The following is a 17,681-nucleotide window of genomic DNA, read 5'->3' on the forward strand; positions in this document are numbered from 1 at the left end:
ATGTTATTGCGCCGCCGCATCGGAGGTCGACGGCTCTTCCGCTACCGCCTCCGCCTGCTTGCGCCGGCGGCGCAGCACCACGTAGAAAACCGGCGTCAGAAACAGGCCGAACAGCGTCACGCCGAGCATGCCGGAGAACACCGCAGTGCCGAGCGACTGGCGCATTTCCGACCCAGGTCCGGTCGCGATCATCAGCGGCACGACGCCGAAGATGAAGGCGAAGGCCGTCATCAGGATCGGGCGCAGACGCAGATGGCTGGCCTCGATCGCCGCCTCGACGGCGCTCTTTCCTTCCAGCTGCGCCTGCCGCGCGAACTCGACGATCAGGATCGCGTTCTTGGCCGCAAGGCCGATCAGTACGATCAGGCCGATCTGCGTCAGGATGTTGTTGTCCATGCCTCTGAGATGCACCCCGATCAACGCAGCCAGCACCGCCAGCGGCACGATCAGGATGATGGCAAGTGGCAGCGTCCAGCTTTCATACTGGGCGGCAAGCGCCAGGAAGACGAAGATGACCGACAGGGCGAAGATATAGACCGCCGTATTGCCGGTATTCCGCTCCTGATAGGCGAGCTCCGTCCATTCGAAGGTCGTGCCCGCCGGAAGCAGGTTCTTTGCCAGCCCCTCCATGGTGTCGAGCGCGCTGCCGGTGGATACGCCCGGCCCCGGATTGCCCTGAAGCGGCACGGAGACATACATATTGTAGCGCTGCACCAGCGCCGGCCCGGTCGTATCCCTGATATCGACAAGCGTTCCGAGCGGCACCAGCGCGCCGGTCGCCGAACGAACCTTCAGCGCCAGAATATCCTCCCGGTCCATGCGATATTGCTGGTCGGCCTGCGCCCGCACCTGGTAGACGCGGCCGAAGGCGTTGAAGTCGTTGACGTAGGATGTGCCGAGGTTGATCGACAGCGTCTCGAAGATATTCGGGATCGGCACGTTCAGCGCGCGCGCCTTGTCGCGGTCGATCGCCAGGAAATATTGCGGGCTATTGGCCGAGAAGGTGGTGAAGACGCCGCTGACGCCCTTATTCTGCGCGGCGGCACCCATCATCTGATAGGCCAGTGGCAGGATACGGCGCATGTCGGGATTTTCCCGATCCATGATCTGCATCTTGAAGCCGCCGGAATTGCCGACGCCGCGGATCGATGGCGGCGGGATAGCGATGATGAAGGCCTCCTGGATTCCCTGAAGGCTGCCATAGAGCTGGCCGATGATCTTCATGGCGCTTTCGCCGCTCTTCAATCTCTCCTCGAAGGGCTTGAAGGGCGTGAAGATGACGCCGGAATTCGACGCATTCGTAAAGGTCGCGCCATTGAAGCCGGCGAAGGCGACTGCATTTTCCACGCCCGGCGTCTTGTTGATGATCGCCGTCGCCTTCTCGATGACGGCGTTGGTGCGCGCGAGCGACGCGCCATCGGGCAATTGCACGACGACGATGGCATAGCCCTGGTCCATTGTGGGAACGAAGCCCTGCGGCACGATCCTGCCCATGTACCATGTCGCGCCGAGCAGCCCGACGAAAACGAGAAGAGCGCAGCCGAGCGCGACCCAGGTCGTCACCATATGGCGGATGATCCAGGAATAGCCCCGGCTCATCGACTCGAAACCCCGGTTGAACCCGTCGCCGAGAGCGCGGCCGAAGCGCGAGAAAATATTGTTGGATTTCTTGTGGTCGTGCGGGCGCAGCACGATTGCTGCGATCGCCGGCGACAGCGTCAAAGAATTCAGGCAGGAAATCGCCGTCGCGATGGAGATGGTGACGGCGAACTGTCGGTAGAACTGTCCGGTTATGCCCGGAATGAAGGCGGTCGGCAAGAAGACTGCGATCAGCACCAGCGAAATCGCCAGGACGGCGGTGCCGACCTCGTTCATCGTCACATGCGACGCCTCCTTAGGCGTCATCCCCAGCGCCAGATTGCGCTCGACATTCTCGACCACGACGATTGCGTCGTCGACGACGATACCGATGGCGAGCACCAGGCCGAACAGCGTCAGCATGTTCAGCGAGAAGCCGAAGGCAAGCAGGAAGGCGAAGGTACCGATGAGCGACACCGGAATGGCGATGATCGGAATGATCGCCGTCCGCCAGGATTGCAGGAAGACCAGTACGACGATGGCGACGAGCACGGCTGCCTCGAAGATCGTCTTGTAGACCTCGTTGATCGATTCGGCGATGAAGTCCGTGGGATTGTAGACAATGCGATATTCGAGCCCTTGCGGGAAATCCTGTGCCAGGCTCTGCATCGTCTTCTGGATATCGGCCGCGGCATTGAGCGCATTGGTGCCGGGGCGGGCAAAGATGCCGAGTGCGACGGCCGGATTGCCGTTCAGGTAGCTGTTGGTGACATAATCCTGCGCGCCGAGCTCGATGCGGGCGACATCCTGCAGCTGCACGAGCCGGCCGCTATCCGTCGCCTTGACGATGACGTAGCGGAACTGCCGCGCATCGGAAAAGCGCCCTTGCGTCGTCACCGTGTATTGAAAGGCGTTGGTGCCCGAAACCGGCGGTCCGCCGATCGAACCGCCCGAAACCTGCACGTTCTGATCCCGCAATGCCTGGACGATGTCGCCGGCGGTCATGCCGTAGGCGGCGAGCTTTTCCGGATCGAGCCAGATACGCAGCGAATATTGCCGCTCGCCGAAGAGCTGCACATCGCCGACGCCGTCGAGACGGACAAGCAGGTCGCGGATGCGCGTGCGGGCATAGTTGGAGATATAGAGCTGGTCATAGCGATTGTTCGGCGACAGGAGATGCACGACCATCATCAGGTCGGGCGAGCTCTTGACCGTCGTGATGCCGATGCGCCGGACATCGTCTGGGAGACGCGGCTCGGCGATGGCGACGCGGTTCTGCACCAGCACCTGCGCCTTGTCGAGATCGGTGCCGAGCTTGAAGGTGATGGTCAGCGACATCGAGCCGTCGGCGCTGGAATAGGAGGACATGTAGAGCATGTCCTCGACGCCGTTGACCTCCTGCTCGATCGGCGTTGCCACCGTATCGGCGATCGTCTGGGAATCGGCGCCCGGATAGGACGTGCGCACCACGATTGTCGGGGGCGCGACCTCCGGATACTGCGCCACCGGAAGCTGGAAATAGGCAATGCCGCCGACGATCAGCAGCACGATGGAGAGAACCGACGCGAAAATCGGCCGGTCGACGAAAAAATGGGAAAACCTCATTGGTCCGTCCCCTGTGTATCAGCCTGCGCAGGCGGCTCGTCGTTCGTCGCTTCCTGCGGCAGTTCGATCAGCTGCGGCGCAACCTTGACGCCCGGCCGGACGCGGATCAGCCCGTTGACGATGATGGTCTCGTCACCGGTCATGCCGTCACGGATAACGCGATAGCCATAGAGCTTCGGGCCGAGACGAACGGACTTCGGCGTAATATTGCCGGCGGTATCGACGGTATAGACCACGCGCTGGTTCTGATCCGAGCCGATGGCTTCGTCAGGCACCAGGATCGCCTTGTAGCTGTTGGAGCCCTGAACCTGGACGCGCCCGAACAGGCCCGGCTGGAGAATGAGATTGGGATTCGGGAAACTGGCGCGGACGCGGATCGTGCCCGTCTGATTGTCGACGCGGTTTTCAGCGAAGTCCAGCTTGCCCTTGAAGGGCTTCTGCTTGGAATCGGCGATCGTCACGGTGACATCGAGACCGCCGCCGCCCTGCTGCAAGGCACTGCCGTTCTTGCGAGCCTGATCGGCATAGGAAAGCAGCCGCCGTTCATCGACATCGAAATAGAAATCGATCGGGTCGAGCGACACGATGGTCGTGAGGATGGTCTGATCGGCCTGCACGAGATTGCCGACCGAAATCAGACGCCGGTCGATCCGGCCGCTCAGCGGCGCGGTGATCTTGGTGAAATCCATATCGAGATTGGCGCGATCGACGGCTGCCTGCGCGCCGCGCACATTTGCCTGCGCGGACAGCAGGTCGCGGCGGCGGTCATCCAGCGTCGATGCTGACTGGCTGCCCGTTGTCGACAGGGATTCCGTGCGCTTGAATTGCGCGTCGGCGAGCGTCAGCGACGATTTCGCCACCTCGAGCGAGGCCGTTGATTCGTTCAGCGTGGTGATGAACGGCCGCTGGTCGATGACAAAAAGCAGGTCGCCCTGCTTGACCATGGTGCCATCCTTGAAATGCACCTCCTGCAGATAGCCGCCGACCCGCGAACGCACGGAGACTTCGTCGACCGCCTGGAAGCGCCCGATGAATTCGTCGCTATCGATGACGTCGCGAACGACGGGCTTCGCGACCGTCACGGGTGCAGCCGGCGACGCACCCTGCGCCAAGGCCTGAGCACCGGAAAAAACGGCAATAACACAGCTGAACAAAATGGAACGCGGCAGCACCGGCATGAAAGCCCCCTCGAAAAACCGCGAACGGCAAGGAGCGCCGCCGCGTTAAGCGATCACGAAATTTGTTTGCTACTTTCTGCGAAGAACCCGTCGCCATCAGGCGAAATCCAATCAGGTCTCTTCGGACTTCCCCAACCTGCGCCACGGGCCGCGATGGCCCGGGGGTATCAACCGGCACGTGGTCCGGCAACATGCGTTAATGTATAAACGGTTTATTGGATTCGACAACAGGGAATGAGGTGGCGGCGACACAGCGCAACCTTTTGTTTTTTCTCACATAGATGAACGCGCATAGGATGAGGAGATCCAAGCCCTAGCCTTCGAGCTCCTCGCGCAGCATTTCGAGCTCAAGCCATTCCTCTTCCATGCTGACAAGGCTTTCCCGCAGCTTTTCCGTCTCAGCCGCAAGACGGTTGAAGGTTGCGGCATCCTTGGAAAACAAGTTCGGATCGGCCATTTTCTGCTCGCGGGCGGCAATTTCGGCTTCTGCCTTGGCCATTTCCTTCGGCAGATTTTCGAGCGCGAACTTCTGCTTGTAGGAAAGCTTAGCCTTGCCCTTCGAAGCATCGGAAGTGGATGGCGCAGTCTCCGCCGCCTTCGGCTTTTCAGCTGCCTTCTCCACCCGCTTACGCTCCTCGATCGCGCCCTTGCGCTGAGCGAGCATGTCGGAATAACCGCCGGCATATTCGATCCAGCGTCCGTCAGGATCGTCCGGATTGGCCGGCGCGATCGTCGAAGTCACCGTACGATCAAGGAAGTCGCGATCGTGGCTGACGAGGATGACGGTGCCGGAAAAGCCGGAAACGATTTCCTGCAGCAGGTCGAGCGTCTCTATGTCGAGATCGTTTGTCGGTTCGTCGAGGATCAAAAGATTGGTCGGCCGCGACAGGATGCGCGCCAGCATCAGCCGGGCTCGCTCGCCGCCGGAGAGGCTTCTGATCGGCGTGCGCGCCTGTTCCGGCTGGAACAGGAATTCCTTCATGTAGCCGGTCACATGCCGCTGCTCGCCATTGACGAGCAGGTTCTCGCCGCGACCATCGGTCAGATAGTTGGCAAGCGTATCTTCCGGGTTCAGCTCCTCGCGCTTCTGGTCGAGCGTGGCGATTTCCAGATTGGTGCCGAGCTTCACCGTGCCGCTATCGGGCGCGAGCTGGCCGGTCAGCATCTTCAGAAGCGTCGTCTTGCCGGCACCGTTCGGGCCGACGAGACCGATGCAGTCACCGCGATGCACGCGGATCGAAAACGGCGCGACGATTACCCTGTCGCCATAGGTCTTGGTGATCTTGTCCGCCTCGATCACCAGCTTGCCGCTTTCCTGCGCATCGGACGCGGCCGCCTGCACGGTTCCCAGAGCGCCCTTGTGGCCACGATGGCGCGAACGCATGTCCTGCAATTCACCAAGGCGGCGCATATTGCGCTTACGCCGTGCCGTCACGCCGTAACGCAGCCAGTGTTCCTCGCGCTCGATCTGCTTGCCGAGCTTGTGCTGCTCCAGCTCTTCGGCCTCGAGCACCTGGTCGCGCCATGCTTCGAAATGGGCAAAGCCGCGATCGAGCCGGCGTGACGTGCCGCGATCGAGCCAGACCGTCGCCGTCGAAACCTTCTCCAGAAAGCGACGGTCGTGCGAGATCAGCACCAGCGCGCTGCGGCTCTTCTGCAGTTCGCCTTCCAGCCATTCGATGGTCGGCAGGTCGAGATGGTTCGTCGGCTCGTCGAGCAGCAGGATATCCGGCTCCGGAGCCAGAACACGGGCAAGAGCCGCGCGACGCGCCTCGCCGCCGGAAAGATTGTTCGGATCTTCCTCGCCGGTCAGGCCGAGATGCGAGAGCAGATACGTCACGCGATAGGGATCGTCACCCGGCCCAAGGCCGGCTTCGGCATAGGCGGCCACCGTCTTGTAACCGGCGAAATCCGGCGCCTGTTCGAGATAGCGCACTGTCGACGACGGATGGCGGAACACCTCGCCCGACTGTGCCTCGACAAGGCCGGCTGCAATCTTCAAAAGCGTCGACTTGCCCGAACCGTTGCGGCCGACAAGGCAGATCTTGTCGCCCGGCTCCACCTGCAGGCCGGCACCGGCGAGCAAGGGCGCACCGCCAAAGCTCAGGAAGATGTCGTCGAGTTTCAGAATGGGAGGGGCCAAGATCAGACTCCGGAAAGGTCATAAGGGCGGGCAAGGACGATCGCCCTGCCGCTGCCGAGCGAAAAGCGCACGTCGCCTTCCGCAACGTTGGAAATGGTGCGCGACGCGCCGAAGGGCAGATGGAAATCGCGCAGGGGATAGCGAGCATTGTCGATGAAAAGGCCGGTCAGATCGCTGAAACCCAGCACCGAAAACAGCGAGCCTGCCGGCAGCGCCATTTCCATCCGTCCGGGCAGAAGCGGAACCGCCTCCTCGTCGCCGGAGGTCAGCAACACATCGAAGCCCTCTTCGGCGAGCTGAACGCCGTAAAGCAGATGCTGGATCGCGTGATCCGACCGCTCGCCGCCCATGGCGCCCGCAAGAACCAGCCTGACAGCGCCGCGATCGATCGCCTCCGATACGGCAATCTCGCCGTCGGTCGCGGCCTTCGCCGCCGGATAAGGCTGCTTCGGCACATTGGGAAACGCAGCCTGCAAATCAGCAGGCGTGGAATCGAAATCGCCGACCCACAGCTCAGGCTCCACCCCGAGCGCAATTGCGTGGCGCATGCCGCCATCGGCCGCGATGAAACGGCTGCCGGAAACGGCGGCACGCAATCGGTCCGTCAGGCGAAGCTCGCCGCCGAGCAGAATGGTGAAGGTGGTGGACTGGCTCATGCGCCAAGCCCATAGCGCAAAGTCATATCCCTAGGGAAGAGCGCCGGCCGCAAGAACCACCCATGCGGGCCGCTCAGTCGGCGGTTTCCGTGAGGCGGGCCTGGATAACGCCTTCATAACCTGTGACATAACGATCGAACAGCAGTGAAAAACTCGCGATGTCCTCGGGCGACCAATCGGCAAAAATGCTGCCGATAACGGAGCGTTTTTGTGCCTGGATTTCCGACAGCAATCGCTGCCCGAGCGCAGTGAGCACCACGACGATGCGCCGCGCATCCGCCTGCGACGCCTTGCGACGCAAGACGCCGCGCGCGACCATATCGGCAACGATACGGCTCGCCCGCGACGGATCGATGCGCAATATCTCCGCAATCGTGCCGACCGTCACCTCGCCCGTCGCTTCCGCCCGTCGGACGACGTCGAGCACGTCGAGATGCGAAAGCTCGAGCCCCGGCGCGACGTTCTGAATGGCGAGCCTGCCGATCATGCGGCGGCCCGTCAGCAGCCGCATGCGCGTCATCGCCTGCCCGATGCGCAGCATGTTTTCGTCTTCGGTCAGGGCTGGGGCTTCAACTTCCCGTGTATTCATCGCTGATGTCATCTTTCCACCATATCAGAGGCAGAAAACAAATAAAACATGCAAACAGCATTCACCTGTCATTGACAATTATATGCTAATGGCACATATATCTCAAGTATGAAAACCAGGGCGTCCCGCGCATTCGATCGACCGCGCAGCGCCTCGGCCAAGCTCGGATTTCTAGCTCCATGGACATGCAGACAACGTTGCCGCCGCTCGTGGCGGATCATAAGCGGCGGCTTATTCTCTTCCTGTTTCTGATGACTGCCATGTTCATGGCAACGCTCGACAACCAGATCGTCTCGACGGCGCTTCCGACGATCGTCGGCGAGTTCGGACATCTGGAGCGCTTCGGCTGGATCGGCTCGGCCTATCTTCTCTCGCTTTCCGCCGTCATGCCTGTCTACGGCAAGCTCGGCGATCTCTTCGGCCGCAAATATGTGATGATGACGGCGATAGCGATCTTCACCGTCGGCTCCGCCGTCTGCGGTCTTGCCGTATCGATGAACACGCTGATCGCCGCCCGTGTACTGCAGGGCTTCGGCGGCGGCGGCATCATGGTCTCGATCTTCGCCGTCAACGCCGACCTCTTCGAGCCGCGCGAGCGCGCCCGCTACCAGAGCTATTCGAGCCTGGTTCTGATGGCGTCCGGCGCCATCGGCCCCGTTCTCGGCGGCACGATGAGCGATCTGTTCGGCTGGCGTTCGATTTTCCTGGTCAACGTGCCGATCGGCTTCATCGTGCTCGCTGGTCTCGCTTTCATGCTGCCCTACCGCAAGCCGGCCCGCCGGCCGAAGATCGATTATGCCGGCGCGCTCGTCCTTGCCTTGACGACCACAAGCATCGTGCTCGCCGCCGACGGCAGCGAACTCTTCGGATCGTTGCTGTCGCCGCAATGCCTCGGCATCATCGCCTTCGGGGTGATCTGCGCCATCGCCTGGGTCTTCATCGAGCGCCGCGCGCCCGAACCGATCGTGCCGATGTCGCTCTTCCGCAATTCGACATTCGGCCTGCTGCTGATCCTCTCGATCACCAGCGGCGCCGTTGCCATCGGCATGGTCAATTATTTCGCGCTCTTCCTGCAGACGACGACAGGCCTTTCCCCCTCGATGGCGGGGCTGCTGTTCATCCTTCTGACCGGAGGCCTCGTCTGCGGTTCGCTGTCCGCCGGCCGGCTGATCGCGGCAAGGGGACGCTACAAGCCCTTCGCCGTCGCCAGCGCCGCCTGCAGTACGATCGCCTTTGCATCCTTCGCCTTCGTCCACGCCGGCACGCCCATCGCGATCATCGGGGCTTTGATGCTGTTGCATGGTATCGGCATCGGTCTTGCGCAGCAGGTGCCCGTCATCGGCGTGCAGAACGCGGCTTCTTCCCGTGACGTCGGTGCGGCGACCGGCGCGGTCACGCTGTCGCGCATGGGCGGCGCCTCCATCGCCATCTCCATCTACGGCGCCATCATCGCCGCCAAGCTCGGTAGTGTCGGCGTCTCCATATCAGGTGTATCCGATATCGAGCAGCTGACACCGAAGATGATGGCCGCCTTGCCCGAAGCAACCCGCGAAGCCGTCGCCAACGCCTATGCAGGCGCCTTCAGCCCGCTGTTCATGACCGCCGCCGGCATCTGTCTCCTCGGCCTCCTGACATCGCTCATGCTGAAGAACGTGCAGCTTCCGGGCGCCGCGAAGAAATTCGACAGCGCAGCCGCTGCCCACGCCGCCGAGTAGCGCTCCGCCGCCTGCAATCGACAAGGGAATCATTTCCCTTGTCATCCCTTCGTCACAAGGCTAAATCTGCCGACGCTCTAACGGGGTGCCTTATGTCCTTGCGGACATCTGGCTGAGAGGCTTTCACCAGCCAACCCGCGGAACCTGATCCGGCTAACACCGGCGGAGGGATTAGACGCGTGACGAAATCATAGCGCCCTTTTCCCCTTCAAGACGAAACCAAGAGGAGGCGCTGTCATGCCAAACCGTTCGCTATTGTCATTCTTCGCCGGGCTGGCTCTTGCCGCCGGAACAAGCTTTTTCGCCGCACACCCCGCCCAGGCGGCCGACAAGACCCTGACCATCTACACCTATGAGAGCTTCACCGCCGATTGGGGTCCGGGCGCCAAGGTCAAGGCAGCCTTCGAAAAGACCTGCGGCTGCACGGTCAATTACGTCGCCGTCACCGATGGCGTGGCGCTCCTCTCCCGCCTCAAGCTCGAAGGCGCGGGTACCAAGGCGGATGTCGTGCTCGGCCTCGACACCAATCTTGTCGACGAAGCCAAGGATACCGGCCTTTTCGATGCAAGCGGGGTAGACACTTCGACCCTCAAGGTTCCCGGCGATTTCAAGGACGATGTCTTCGTGCCCTACGACTACGGCCATTTCGCCGTGATCTATGACAGCCAGACGATCAAGAACCCGCCGAAGAGCATGAAGGATCTCGTCGAGGGCGACCCCTCGCAGAAAATCGTCATCGAAGACCCGCGCACCTCGACGCCAGGTCTCGGCCTGCTGCTCTGGGTCAAGTCGATCTATGGCGACAAATCCGCCGATGCCTGGGCGAAGCTCAAGGGCCGTATCCTGACGGTCACCCCCGGCTGGTCGGAGGCCTACGACCTTTTCACCAAGGGCGAAGCGCCGATGGTGCTGTCCTATACGACGTCGCCCGCCTATCACATGATCGAGGACAAGACCGATCGCTATCAGGCGGCCGCCTTCTCGGAAGGGCACTATATCCAGATCGAGGTCGCCGGCCTGACCAAGGCTTCCCCGAACAAGGAGCTTGCGCGCGACTTCCTGAAGTTCATGATTTCCCCGGGCTTCCAGGACATCATCCCGACGGCCAACTGGATGATGCCGGTCTCGGCCACCTCGGAACCTCTGCCGGACGCCTTCGGCAAGCTCGTGGTACCGTCGAAGACCTTCCTGATGAGCCCCGATGTCGTCGACAAGAACCGCAAGGCCTGGATCGACGAATGGCTGACCGCCACCAGCGGCAACTGACGTCCTGACCATGCTTGCGGCATCCGAACGAAGGCGCGCCATTTCCGGCGGGGCACTCAGCCTCGCCGGCATCACGCTTTTCGTCGGGATCGCCGTCCTCGTTCTTCTGGCCGCCGGCATCGAATCCGGCGGCACCAATCCTCTGACCGATCCCTACCTGCTCCGCGTCCTGCGCTTCACGCTGCTGCAGGCGGTGCTCTCGACGCTGCTCTCCGTCATGCTCGCCATACCGGTTGCCCGTGCATTGGCGCGTCAGCCGCGCTTTCCCGGCCGGCTGTGGCTCATCCGGCTGATGGCGGTGCCGATGGGGCTGCCTGTACTGATCGGCGCGCTCGGCCTGCTCGGCATATGGGGACGGCAGGGGTTGCTCAACCAGGCTCTTGCCACGCTCGGCCTCTCACAACCCGTCAGCATCTACGGCCTCGCCGGCATCTTGCTTGCGCATGTCTTCTTCAACATGCCGCTCGCCTGCCGGCTGATGCTTGCCGGACTGGAGCGCGTACCTGCAGAATATTGGCTCGTGGCCGGCGGCCTCGGTATGCGGCCCGCCTCGGTCTTTCGCTTCATCGAATGGCCTGTCCTGCGCGGCCTCATTCCGGGCATTGCCGGCCTGATCTTCATGCTGTGCGCCACCAGCTTCACGCTGATCCTGATCCTCGGCGGCGGCCCGGCCGCAACGACGCTGGAAGTGGCGATCTATCAGGCGCTGCGCTTTGATTTCGATCCCGGCCGCGCCGTGATGCTGTCGCTGCTGCAGATCGTCATCACCCTCGTCATTCTCGGCGCCATGACGCTGTTTCGCGCGCCTGACGACCATGGGCTCACCAGCGGCCGTGCCCTGCGGCGCATCGATGGGCAAAGAACGACCGCACGATGGATCGACGCTGCTTTGCTGTCGGCCGCTACCCTCTTTCTCGGCCTGCCGCTCGCCTCGGTCGTCGTGACCGGCCTCGAGGCAAATCTCTTCAAACTCGCCGGTCAGCCGATCTTTCTGCAGGCGGCCGCCACGAGCCTGGCGATCGCGCTCGCCGCCGGACTTTTGTCCGTCCTGATATCCTTTGCGATCATTCGCGCCCGCTCGGTCATATCTGCAGACCGCCGGAAGCCGGCCGGCCTGCGCAGCCTCGCGATCGCGCTGAGCGCAAGCTCGTCGCTCATCCTGCTGGTGCCGCCGATCGTGCTGGCAACCGGCTGGTTTCTCGCGCTCAGGCCATTGGGCGACCCCAGCCGCTTTGCCGCAATCCTCATCGTTGTCATCAATGCTCTGATGGCCCTGCCCTTCGTCATTCGCGTCATCGAGCCAGCCTTCGCAATCCATCGTCGCCGCACGGAACGGCTGGCGGCAAGCCTCGGCCTTCACGGCCTCGCCCGCCTTCGCCTGATCGATTGGCCGGGCCTGCGCAAGCCATTCTTCACGGCGCTCTCCTTTGCCATGGCCCTGTCGCTCGGCGACCTCGGCGCCGTGGCGCTCTTCGGCTCCGACAGTCTGATGACCCTGCCTTGGCTGGTCTACAGCAAGCTCGGCAGCTACCGCACGAACGACGCCGATGGTTATGCCTTGATCCTCGGCCTGGTCTGCCTTCTCCTGACCATTGCCGGTACGGCGGGCCAGGGCATACGCGATGACGAAAGCAGGCGAAATGGATGATGGCAGGGACATGAAGGAACAAGGCATCGCCATGGAAGGCGTCGAGCTGCGCCTCGGCACGCATGACTTCCGCTTCGACTGCACCTTGTCGCAGGGCAAGATCATCGCCGTCGCCGGACCGTCAGGATCGGGAAAATCGACGTTTCTGAATTTGCTAGCCGGCTTCGAACAGCCCGATCGCGGCCGCATTCTGCTCGCCGGGCAAGACGTAACCGGCCTGCATCCCGCCGCGCGGCCGGTATCGCTCGTCTTCCAGGACAATAATCTCTTCGCCCATCTCGATCTCTTCACCAATGTCGGCCTCGGCATCAGCCCGTCATTGAGGCTCTCGGCGCAGGATCGGCAAAGGGTCTCTGAAGCCTTGGCCCATGTCGGACTGCCCGGCTTCGAGACGCGCAAGCCGGGCACGCTGTCCGGCGGCGAACGGCAGCGCGCCGCTTTCGCCAGGGCGCTGGTGCGCGACAAGCCGGTCCTGCTTCTGGATGAACCCTTTGCGGCACTCGATCCGGGCCTGCGCTCCGGCATGGTCGAACTTCTGAAAACCCTGCATCGCGAAACCGGCAATACGGTGCTGATCGTCTCGCATGATCCGGCGGAAGTGCGGCGTCTTGCCGACCATGCCGTCTTCATCGCCGGCGGCAGGATCGAGCTTTCGGCTCCTATCGAAGCCTTTCTGAAGGCGACTGACATTCCGGCCCTGACCACATTTTTGCAACATTGAATGCGACGCAGCATGCTACCGCCGACTTTGCCTTAATTTCGTCGTGTCGAACGGCTGAAACTCCCGGGAAATGCTTGCTAAAATACAACGCTGCCACATTTAAGCGGAGTCTCGCTATGCAACCGGTGCCAAAATCGGCTACAGCAAGGGGTGGAGACCGTCCGGGTGAATGCGGATTGATGGGGTGAGAGCAACCTTTATCGGCGCGCGACAATGATCGGCCCGGTAACGATCAACCGGATGCGGCGCCGAGCCGGCATGGCAGCGAAATGAGTGAGACACAGGTCCTGAAGCAGAGCGAACGAGTAGAACGAAGGATCAACGTGACCGTCGCAGCCCGTTTGCGCCGCCTGGCACCACTCTTTATCGCTACGGCGATGCTGAACAGCTGCCAGACGGTGATGGATCAATCCTATCAGCCGAGCGTCTCGCCCTCCGCCAATCCGCAGATCGTTTCCGAGGTACAGAAGAACGACCCGCGCGCGCAGATGGGTGCTCGCGAGCATCCGCGCATCCTCGCGAGCTACGGCGGCGAATACAAGGACGCCAAGACCGAGCGGCTAGTCGCCCGCATTGCCGGCGCGCTCACCAGCGTCTCGGAAAATCCGCAGCAGTCCTACCGCATCACCATTCTCAATTCGCCCTCGATCAACGCCTTCGCGCTGCCGGGCGGTTATCTCTATGTGACGCGCGGCCTGCTGGCGCTTGCCAACGACGCTTCTGAAGTCGCTGCCGTGCTGGCGCACGAAATGGCGCACGTCACCGCCAACCACGGCATCGAGCGGCAAAAGCGCGAAGAGGCCGAAGTCATCGCCAGCCGCGTCGTCGCCGAAGTCCTGTCGAGCGATCTCGCCGGCAAGCAGGCGCTCGCCCGCGGCAAGCTGCGCCTTGCCGCCTTCTCGCGACAGCAGGAGCTGCAGGCCGACGAGATCGGCATCCGCACGCTCGGCCAGGCCGGCTATGATCCTTACGCTGCCGCGCGCTTCCTGAACGCGATGGAAGACTACAGCCGCTTCATGTCGGCCAATTCCGACGTGGACCAGAGCCTGGACTTCCTTTCGAGCCACCCGAGCACGCCGCAGCGCATTGATCTTGCCAAGGCGCACGCGCGCGAATTCGGCGAGGAAGGCAAGGTCGGCGACACCGGCCGCGACTACTATCTGAACGGCATCGACGGCCTGCTCTATGGCGACAGCCCGGAGGAAGGCTATGTGCGCGGCCAGACCTTCCTGCATGGCGGCCTCGGCATCCGCTTCGACGTGCCGCCAGATTTCCGCATCGACAACAAGGTCGAAGCCGTCATGGCGACCGGTCCTGGCGATATCGCCATCCGCTTCGACGGCGTTGCCGACACCCAGAACCAGAATCTGACGAACTACATCTCCAGCGGCTGGGTAACGGGCCTCGACCCTTCCTCGATCAAGTCGATCACCGTCAACGGCATGCCGGCCGCGACCGCGCGCGCTTCCGCCGATCGCTGGGATTTCGATGTGACCGTGATCCGCGATCGCACGCAGATCTTCCGCTTCCTGACGGCAGTGCCGAAGGGGAATATCGCCCAGCTCAACCAGACGGCGGATGTGTTGCGTTCAAGCTTCCGGCATATGACGCCGGACGAGGCGGCCTCGCTGAAGCCGCTCCGGGTCCGCGTCGTCACCGTCAAGCCGGGCGACACGATCACGACGCTCGCCGCCCGCATGATGGGCACCGATCGCAAGCTGGATCTGTTCAAATTGATCAATGCCCTGCCCACCGGCGCGAGCATTGCACCAGGCGACAGGGTCAAGATTATCGCGGAATAGTCGCCAGGGCCTTCTCCCGGTCGGGAGAAGGCATTTCTCAGGCGTAGGTTGCCATGCGGGGGTCGGCATCGACAAGCGCATTGCGGAGCTTGTCCATGGCGCGGCTTTCGATCTGGCGCACGCGCTCCTTGGAAATGCCGAGATCGGCGCCGAGCTCCTCGAGCGTCGCGCCATCTTCGACAAGACGGCGCGCCTGGATGATCTTCATTTCGCGCTCGTTGAGATGCTTTAGCGCCGATGCCAGCCAGATGCGGCGGCGTTCGCCGTCGATCATGTCGGAAACCTGCTCGTCGGGAAGCGGCTCGTCGCTGATCAGAAAATCGATGCGCTCCGCACTTTCGGAATCACCCGCAATCGACGGCGCCTGCAGCGAGGTGTCGCTGCTGGAAAGACGCGCATCCATGGTCTGCACGTCGGCGAGGCTGACGCCGAGCGTCACGGCGATTTCCTCATGGATGGACTGCACGGTGACGCCGGAATTGCTGCGAGCAAGCTTGGCGCGCAAACGGCGCAGATTGAAGAACAGCGCCTTCTGGGCAGAGCTCGTGCCGCCGCGCACGATCGACCAATTGCGCAGAATGTAGTCTTGGATCGATGCGCGTATCCACCAGCTTGCGTAGGTAGAGAAGCGAACCTCACGTTCCGGTTCGAAGCGGGCAGCCGCTTCCAGCAGACCGACATAACCTTCCTGCACCAGATCGCTCATCGGCAGTCCGAAATTGCGAAATTTCCCCGCCATGGAAATGACGAGGCGCATATGGGCGGTTGCGATCTGATTGCGGGCGCCGCGATCGTCGTGGTCCTTCCAGCGAATGGCAAGATTATGCTCTTCATCGCGATCGAGATAGGGGGCAGCCATGGCGAGTTTGATCATGCGCCGATCTGCAGACATATTCGTCATATGCATCTCCTGGGTTCGGCCTCAAATCGTCTCTGTGCCGCGGTCGACGAAAAGGGCAGCAAGCATCGTTTCCGAACATCGCTGTTCGGATGGAAATCAATGAATGAAATTGCAAATTGGCGACCGATATCCGGCTCGCCGGATGATCGATGACTAGTCTAGTTCGATCTCATCGAACGGGTCTGACGATTGAAGCATCTTCAGATCGCCGGGGAGCTTCGAGTGAAAACGCATAGGCCGGTCCTCGTGAACGTCTATAAAACGGCCCGTCTGGAACCCCCTCTCCACAGGAGCGCACCCACACCGACCGCCAACACGAAGCCTAAACGCGGCAGAACGGAAAAGGTTCCAAAGAAAAAACCCGGCACGAAGGCCGGGTTTTTTGAAGCGGTTTTTGACGCCTTGCCTTATGCGGCTTCGTCCTGGGAATCGTCTTCTTCGATAGCCTTGCCGCGCTTCGGGCCCTTGTTCAGGTTGGCCTCGACGAGGCGAACGGCTTCGGTTTCCGACATCTTGTTGACGGCAGCAATTTCGCGCGCCATGCGGTCAAGAGCGGCCTCGTAAAGCTGGCGTTCGGAATAGGACTGCTCCGGCTGGTTCTCGGCGCGATAGAGGTCGCGAACGACTTCCGCGATCGAGATCAAATCGCCGGAATTGATCTTGGCATCGTATTCCTGCGCGCGGCGCGACCACATGGTACGCTTCACGCGTGCCTTGCCCTGCACGACCTTCAAAGCACGCTCGACGAAATCCGTCTCGGAAAGCTTGCGCATGCCAATGCTCATGGCCTTGGCCACCGGCACCTTCAGGCGCATCTTGTCTTTCTCGAAGTCGATTACGAACAGCTCAAGCTTCATGCCTGCGACTTCTTGTTCTTCGATCGCAGTGATCGTGCCAACACCGTGGGCCGGATAGACGATCGCTTCACCAGTCTTGAAGCCGTGGCGTGCTGCTGAAGGTTTTTTCTGCTGGGTCGTCATTCTTTTCAAAAACTCCCTGTTACGCGCCCCTTTAGGGTCGGGGGCCGGGTCAGTCAGGCCCGGATGAGACGGACGTACCGTCGGGTCACTTCATCCTGGTCCAGCCAGACTTATGCAAACAGAAACCCATCCATCGCGATCCGGGACCCGACAACACAAAACGTTGATATGTCAAGGAAACCGCGTACGGATTGGTGATTTGCTTTCGTGATGGTTTTGGGCATGCGAAATGCCGCAGTGGATCAGTATGAGGAACCTATCACAAAAAACTGAGGAAATCAATAATTTGCTGCACGCGCGCCAAAATGGCCACGTTGACCGACCAGCGGCCCAACGGCAGTGATTCGCCTTCTGCGATATCGACTACACCTTTATCGGCAGCCTGTCACGGCCTCCGATCAGTCGCCCGCACCGGGGCTGGTCGAGAAATATTTCTCGAATTTGCCCTGTTCGCCATCCATTTCCTTGGCTTCCGGCAGCGGATCGCGCTTGACCGTGATGTTCGGCCAGATGGCGGCATATTCCGCATTGACCTTCAGCCACTTGTCGAGACCCGGCTCCGTATCGGGCTTGATCGCCTCGGCAGGACATTCCGGTTCGCAGACGCCGCAATCGATGCATTCGTCGGGATGGATGACGAGGAAATTCTCGCCTTCGTAGAAGCAGTCGACCGGGCAGACTTCCACGCAGTCGGTATATTTGCAGCGAATGCAATTGTCGGTCACGACATATGTCATGAAGCACTCCAGGAATGTCTCTAGCTTCCGCGGATGCGCAACCTGGAACGTCGCACCTTTCCACGGAGCCGAACGGGTAGACGAATGCGTCACGCGCAAACGCACCGTCCGGCTGGTTACCGGCAGGTTGATCGTGAGGTATCGACTTTGTAAGCCAATTTC

Annotated in this window: 13 protein-coding genes and 1 riboswitch; of the genes, 5 read left to right on the forward strand and 8 right to left on the reverse strand. The window is 61.6% G+C overall.

What is annotated here, in order from left to right; all coding sequences use genetic code 11:
* Positions 1–3: 3 nt before the first annotated feature.
* The 5 genes from ACIQWP_RS19710 to ACIQWP_RS19730 form a co-directional block, all read right to left on the reverse strand.
* Positions 4–3,183, reverse strand: coding sequence for an efflux RND transporter permease subunit (locus ACIQWP_RS19710; RefSeq protein ID WP_402790779.1), 3,180 nt, complete (start codon positions 3,181–3,183; stop codon positions 4–6).
* Positions 3,180–4,361 (reverse strand): efflux RND transporter periplasmic adaptor subunit, encoded by a 1,182-nt coding sequence (locus ACIQWP_RS19715; protein ID WP_402790782.1) that lies wholly within the window; start codon positions 4,359–4,361, stop codon positions 3,180–3,182. The genes ACIQWP_RS19710 and ACIQWP_RS19715 overlap by 4 nt, the downstream gene beginning before the upstream one ends.
* Positions 4,362–4,674: 313 nt before the next feature.
* Positions 4,675–6,504 (reverse strand): ABC-F family ATP-binding cassette domain-containing protein, encoded by a 1,830-nt coding sequence (locus tag ACIQWP_RS19720; protein WP_402790784.1) that lies wholly within the window; start codon positions 6,502–6,504, stop codon positions 4,675–4,677.
* Positions 6,505–6,506: 2 nt separating this feature from the next.
* Positions 6,507–7,160, reverse strand: a complete 654-nt coding sequence (locus ACIQWP_RS19725; protein ID WP_402790786.1) for a thiamine diphosphokinase — start codon at positions 7,158–7,160, stop codon at positions 6,507–6,509.
* 73 nt (positions 7,161–7,233) lie between these two features.
* Positions 7,234–7,761: a MarR family winged helix-turn-helix transcriptional regulator gene (locus tag ACIQWP_RS19730; RefSeq protein WP_402790789.1), complete on the reverse strand. Its 528-nt coding sequence runs from the start codon at positions 7,759–7,761 to the stop codon at positions 7,234–7,236.
* Between the two features lie 167 nt (positions 7,762–7,928).
* Here ACIQWP_RS19730 and ACIQWP_RS19735 point away from each other — a divergent pair, with 167 nt between their 5' ends.
* The 5 genes from ACIQWP_RS19735 to ACIQWP_RS19755 all read left to right on the forward strand — a co-directional run bounded on the left by ACIQWP_RS19735 (position 7,929) and on the right by ACIQWP_RS19755 (position 14,901).
* On the forward strand, positions 7,929–9,464 hold the full coding sequence (locus tag ACIQWP_RS19735; RefSeq protein ID WP_402790792.1) for an MDR family MFS transporter: 1,536 nt from the start codon (positions 7,929–7,931) through the stop codon (positions 9,462–9,464).
* Positions 9,465–9,535: 71 nt separating this feature from the next.
* Positions 9,536–9,652, forward strand: a riboswitch (TPP riboswitch).
* A 49-nt stretch (positions 9,653–9,701) separates the two neighbouring features.
* The gene (thiB, locus tag ACIQWP_RS19740; RefSeq protein ID WP_402790795.1) at positions 9,702–10,730 is read left to right on the forward strand and encodes a thiamine ABC transporter substrate binding subunit; all 1,029 of its coding nucleotides are present in this window, start codon (positions 9,702–9,704) and stop codon (positions 10,728–10,730) included.
* 10 nt (positions 10,731–10,740) lie between these two features.
* On the forward strand, positions 10,741–12,378 hold the full coding sequence (gene thiP, locus ACIQWP_RS19745; RefSeq protein WP_402790798.1) for a thiamine/thiamine pyrophosphate ABC transporter permease ThiP: 1,638 nt from the start codon (positions 10,741–10,743) through the stop codon (positions 12,376–12,378).
* Positions 12,371–13,099: an ATP-binding cassette domain-containing protein gene (locus ACIQWP_RS19750; protein ID WP_402791035.1), complete on the forward strand. Its 729-nt coding sequence runs from the start codon at positions 12,371–12,373 to the stop codon at positions 13,097–13,099. The genes thiP and ACIQWP_RS19750 overlap by 8 nt, the downstream gene beginning before the upstream one ends.
* A 377-nt stretch (positions 13,100–13,476) precedes the next feature.
* Positions 13,477–14,901, forward strand: coding sequence for a M48 family metalloprotease (locus tag ACIQWP_RS19755; protein ID WP_402791038.1), 1,425 nt, complete (start codon positions 13,477–13,479; stop codon positions 14,899–14,901).
* A 37-nt stretch (positions 14,902–14,938) separates the two neighbouring features.
* Here ACIQWP_RS19755 and ACIQWP_RS19760 read toward each other — a convergent pair whose 3' ends face one another.
* From ACIQWP_RS19760 to fdxA, 3 genes are all read right to left on the reverse strand, one after another.
* Positions 14,939–15,802 (reverse strand): RNA polymerase factor sigma-32, encoded by an 864-nt coding sequence (locus ACIQWP_RS19760; protein WP_402790801.1) that lies wholly within the window; start codon positions 15,800–15,802, stop codon positions 14,939–14,941.
* A 407-nt stretch (positions 15,803–16,209) separates the two neighbouring features.
* Entirely contained in the window at positions 16,210–16,782 is a 573-nt protein-coding gene (locus tag ACIQWP_RS19765; protein WP_402790804.1) for a CarD family transcriptional regulator, read from the reverse strand.
* A 398-nt stretch (positions 16,783–17,180) separates the two neighbouring features.
* Complete coding sequence (gene fdxA / locus ACIQWP_RS19770) at positions 17,181–17,519, reverse strand: ferredoxin FdxA (protein ID WP_402790807.1); 339 nt, start codon at positions 17,517–17,519, stop codon at positions 17,181–17,183.
* Between the last annotated feature and the right edge of the window lie 162 nt (positions 17,520–17,681).

Source organism: Rhizobium sp. NPDC090279 (assembly GCF_044769665.1).
Lineage (GTDB): Bacteria > Pseudomonadota > Alphaproteobacteria > Rhizobiales > Rhizobiaceae > Rhizobium.

Excerpts from the sequence above, each read along its gene's own strand:
- ACIQWP_RS19710 (WP_402790779.1), bottom strand. The coding sequence starts at position 3,183 with ATGAGGTTTTCCCATTTTTTCGTCGACCGGCCGATTTTCGCGTCGGTT.
- ACIQWP_RS19715 (WP_402790782.1), bottom strand. The coding sequence starts at position 4,361 with ATGCCGGTGCTGCCGCGTTCCATTTTGTTCAGCTGTGTTATTGCCGTT.
- ACIQWP_RS19725 (WP_402790786.1), bottom strand. The coding sequence starts at position 7,160 with ATGAGCCAGTCCACCACCTTCACCATTCTGCTCGGCGGCGAGCTTCGC.
- ACIQWP_RS19730 (WP_402790789.1), bottom strand. The coding sequence starts at position 7,761 with ATGACATCAGCGATGAATACACGGGAAGTTGAAGCCCCAGCCCTGACC.
- ACIQWP_RS19735 (WP_402790792.1), top strand. The coding sequence starts at position 7,929 with ATGGACATGCAGACAACGTTGCCGCCGCTCGTGGCGGATCATAAGCGG.
- thiB (WP_402790795.1), top strand. The coding sequence starts at position 9,702 with ATGCCAAACCGTTCGCTATTGTCATTCTTCGCCGGGCTGGCTCTTGCC.
- thiP (WP_402790798.1), top strand. The coding sequence starts at position 10,741 with ATGCTTGCGGCATCCGAACGAAGGCGCGCCATTTCCGGCGGGGCACTC.
- ACIQWP_RS19750 (WP_402791035.1), top strand. The coding sequence starts at position 12,371 with ATGGATGATGGCAGGGACATGAAGGAACAAGGCATCGCCATGGAAGGC.
- ACIQWP_RS19755 (WP_402791038.1), top strand. The coding sequence starts at position 13,477 with ATGCTGAACAGCTGCCAGACGGTGATGGATCAATCCTATCAGCCGAGC.
- ACIQWP_RS19760 (WP_402790801.1), bottom strand. The coding sequence starts at position 15,802 with ATGACGAATATGTCTGCAGATCGGCGCATGATCAAACTCGCCATGGCT.
- ACIQWP_RS19765 (WP_402790804.1), bottom strand. The coding sequence starts at position 16,782 with ATGACGACCCAGCAGAAAAAACCTTCAGCAGCACGCCACGGCTTCAAG.
- fdxA (WP_402790807.1), bottom strand. The coding sequence starts at position 17,519 with ATGACATATGTCGTGACCGACAATTGCATTCGCTGCAAATATACCGAC.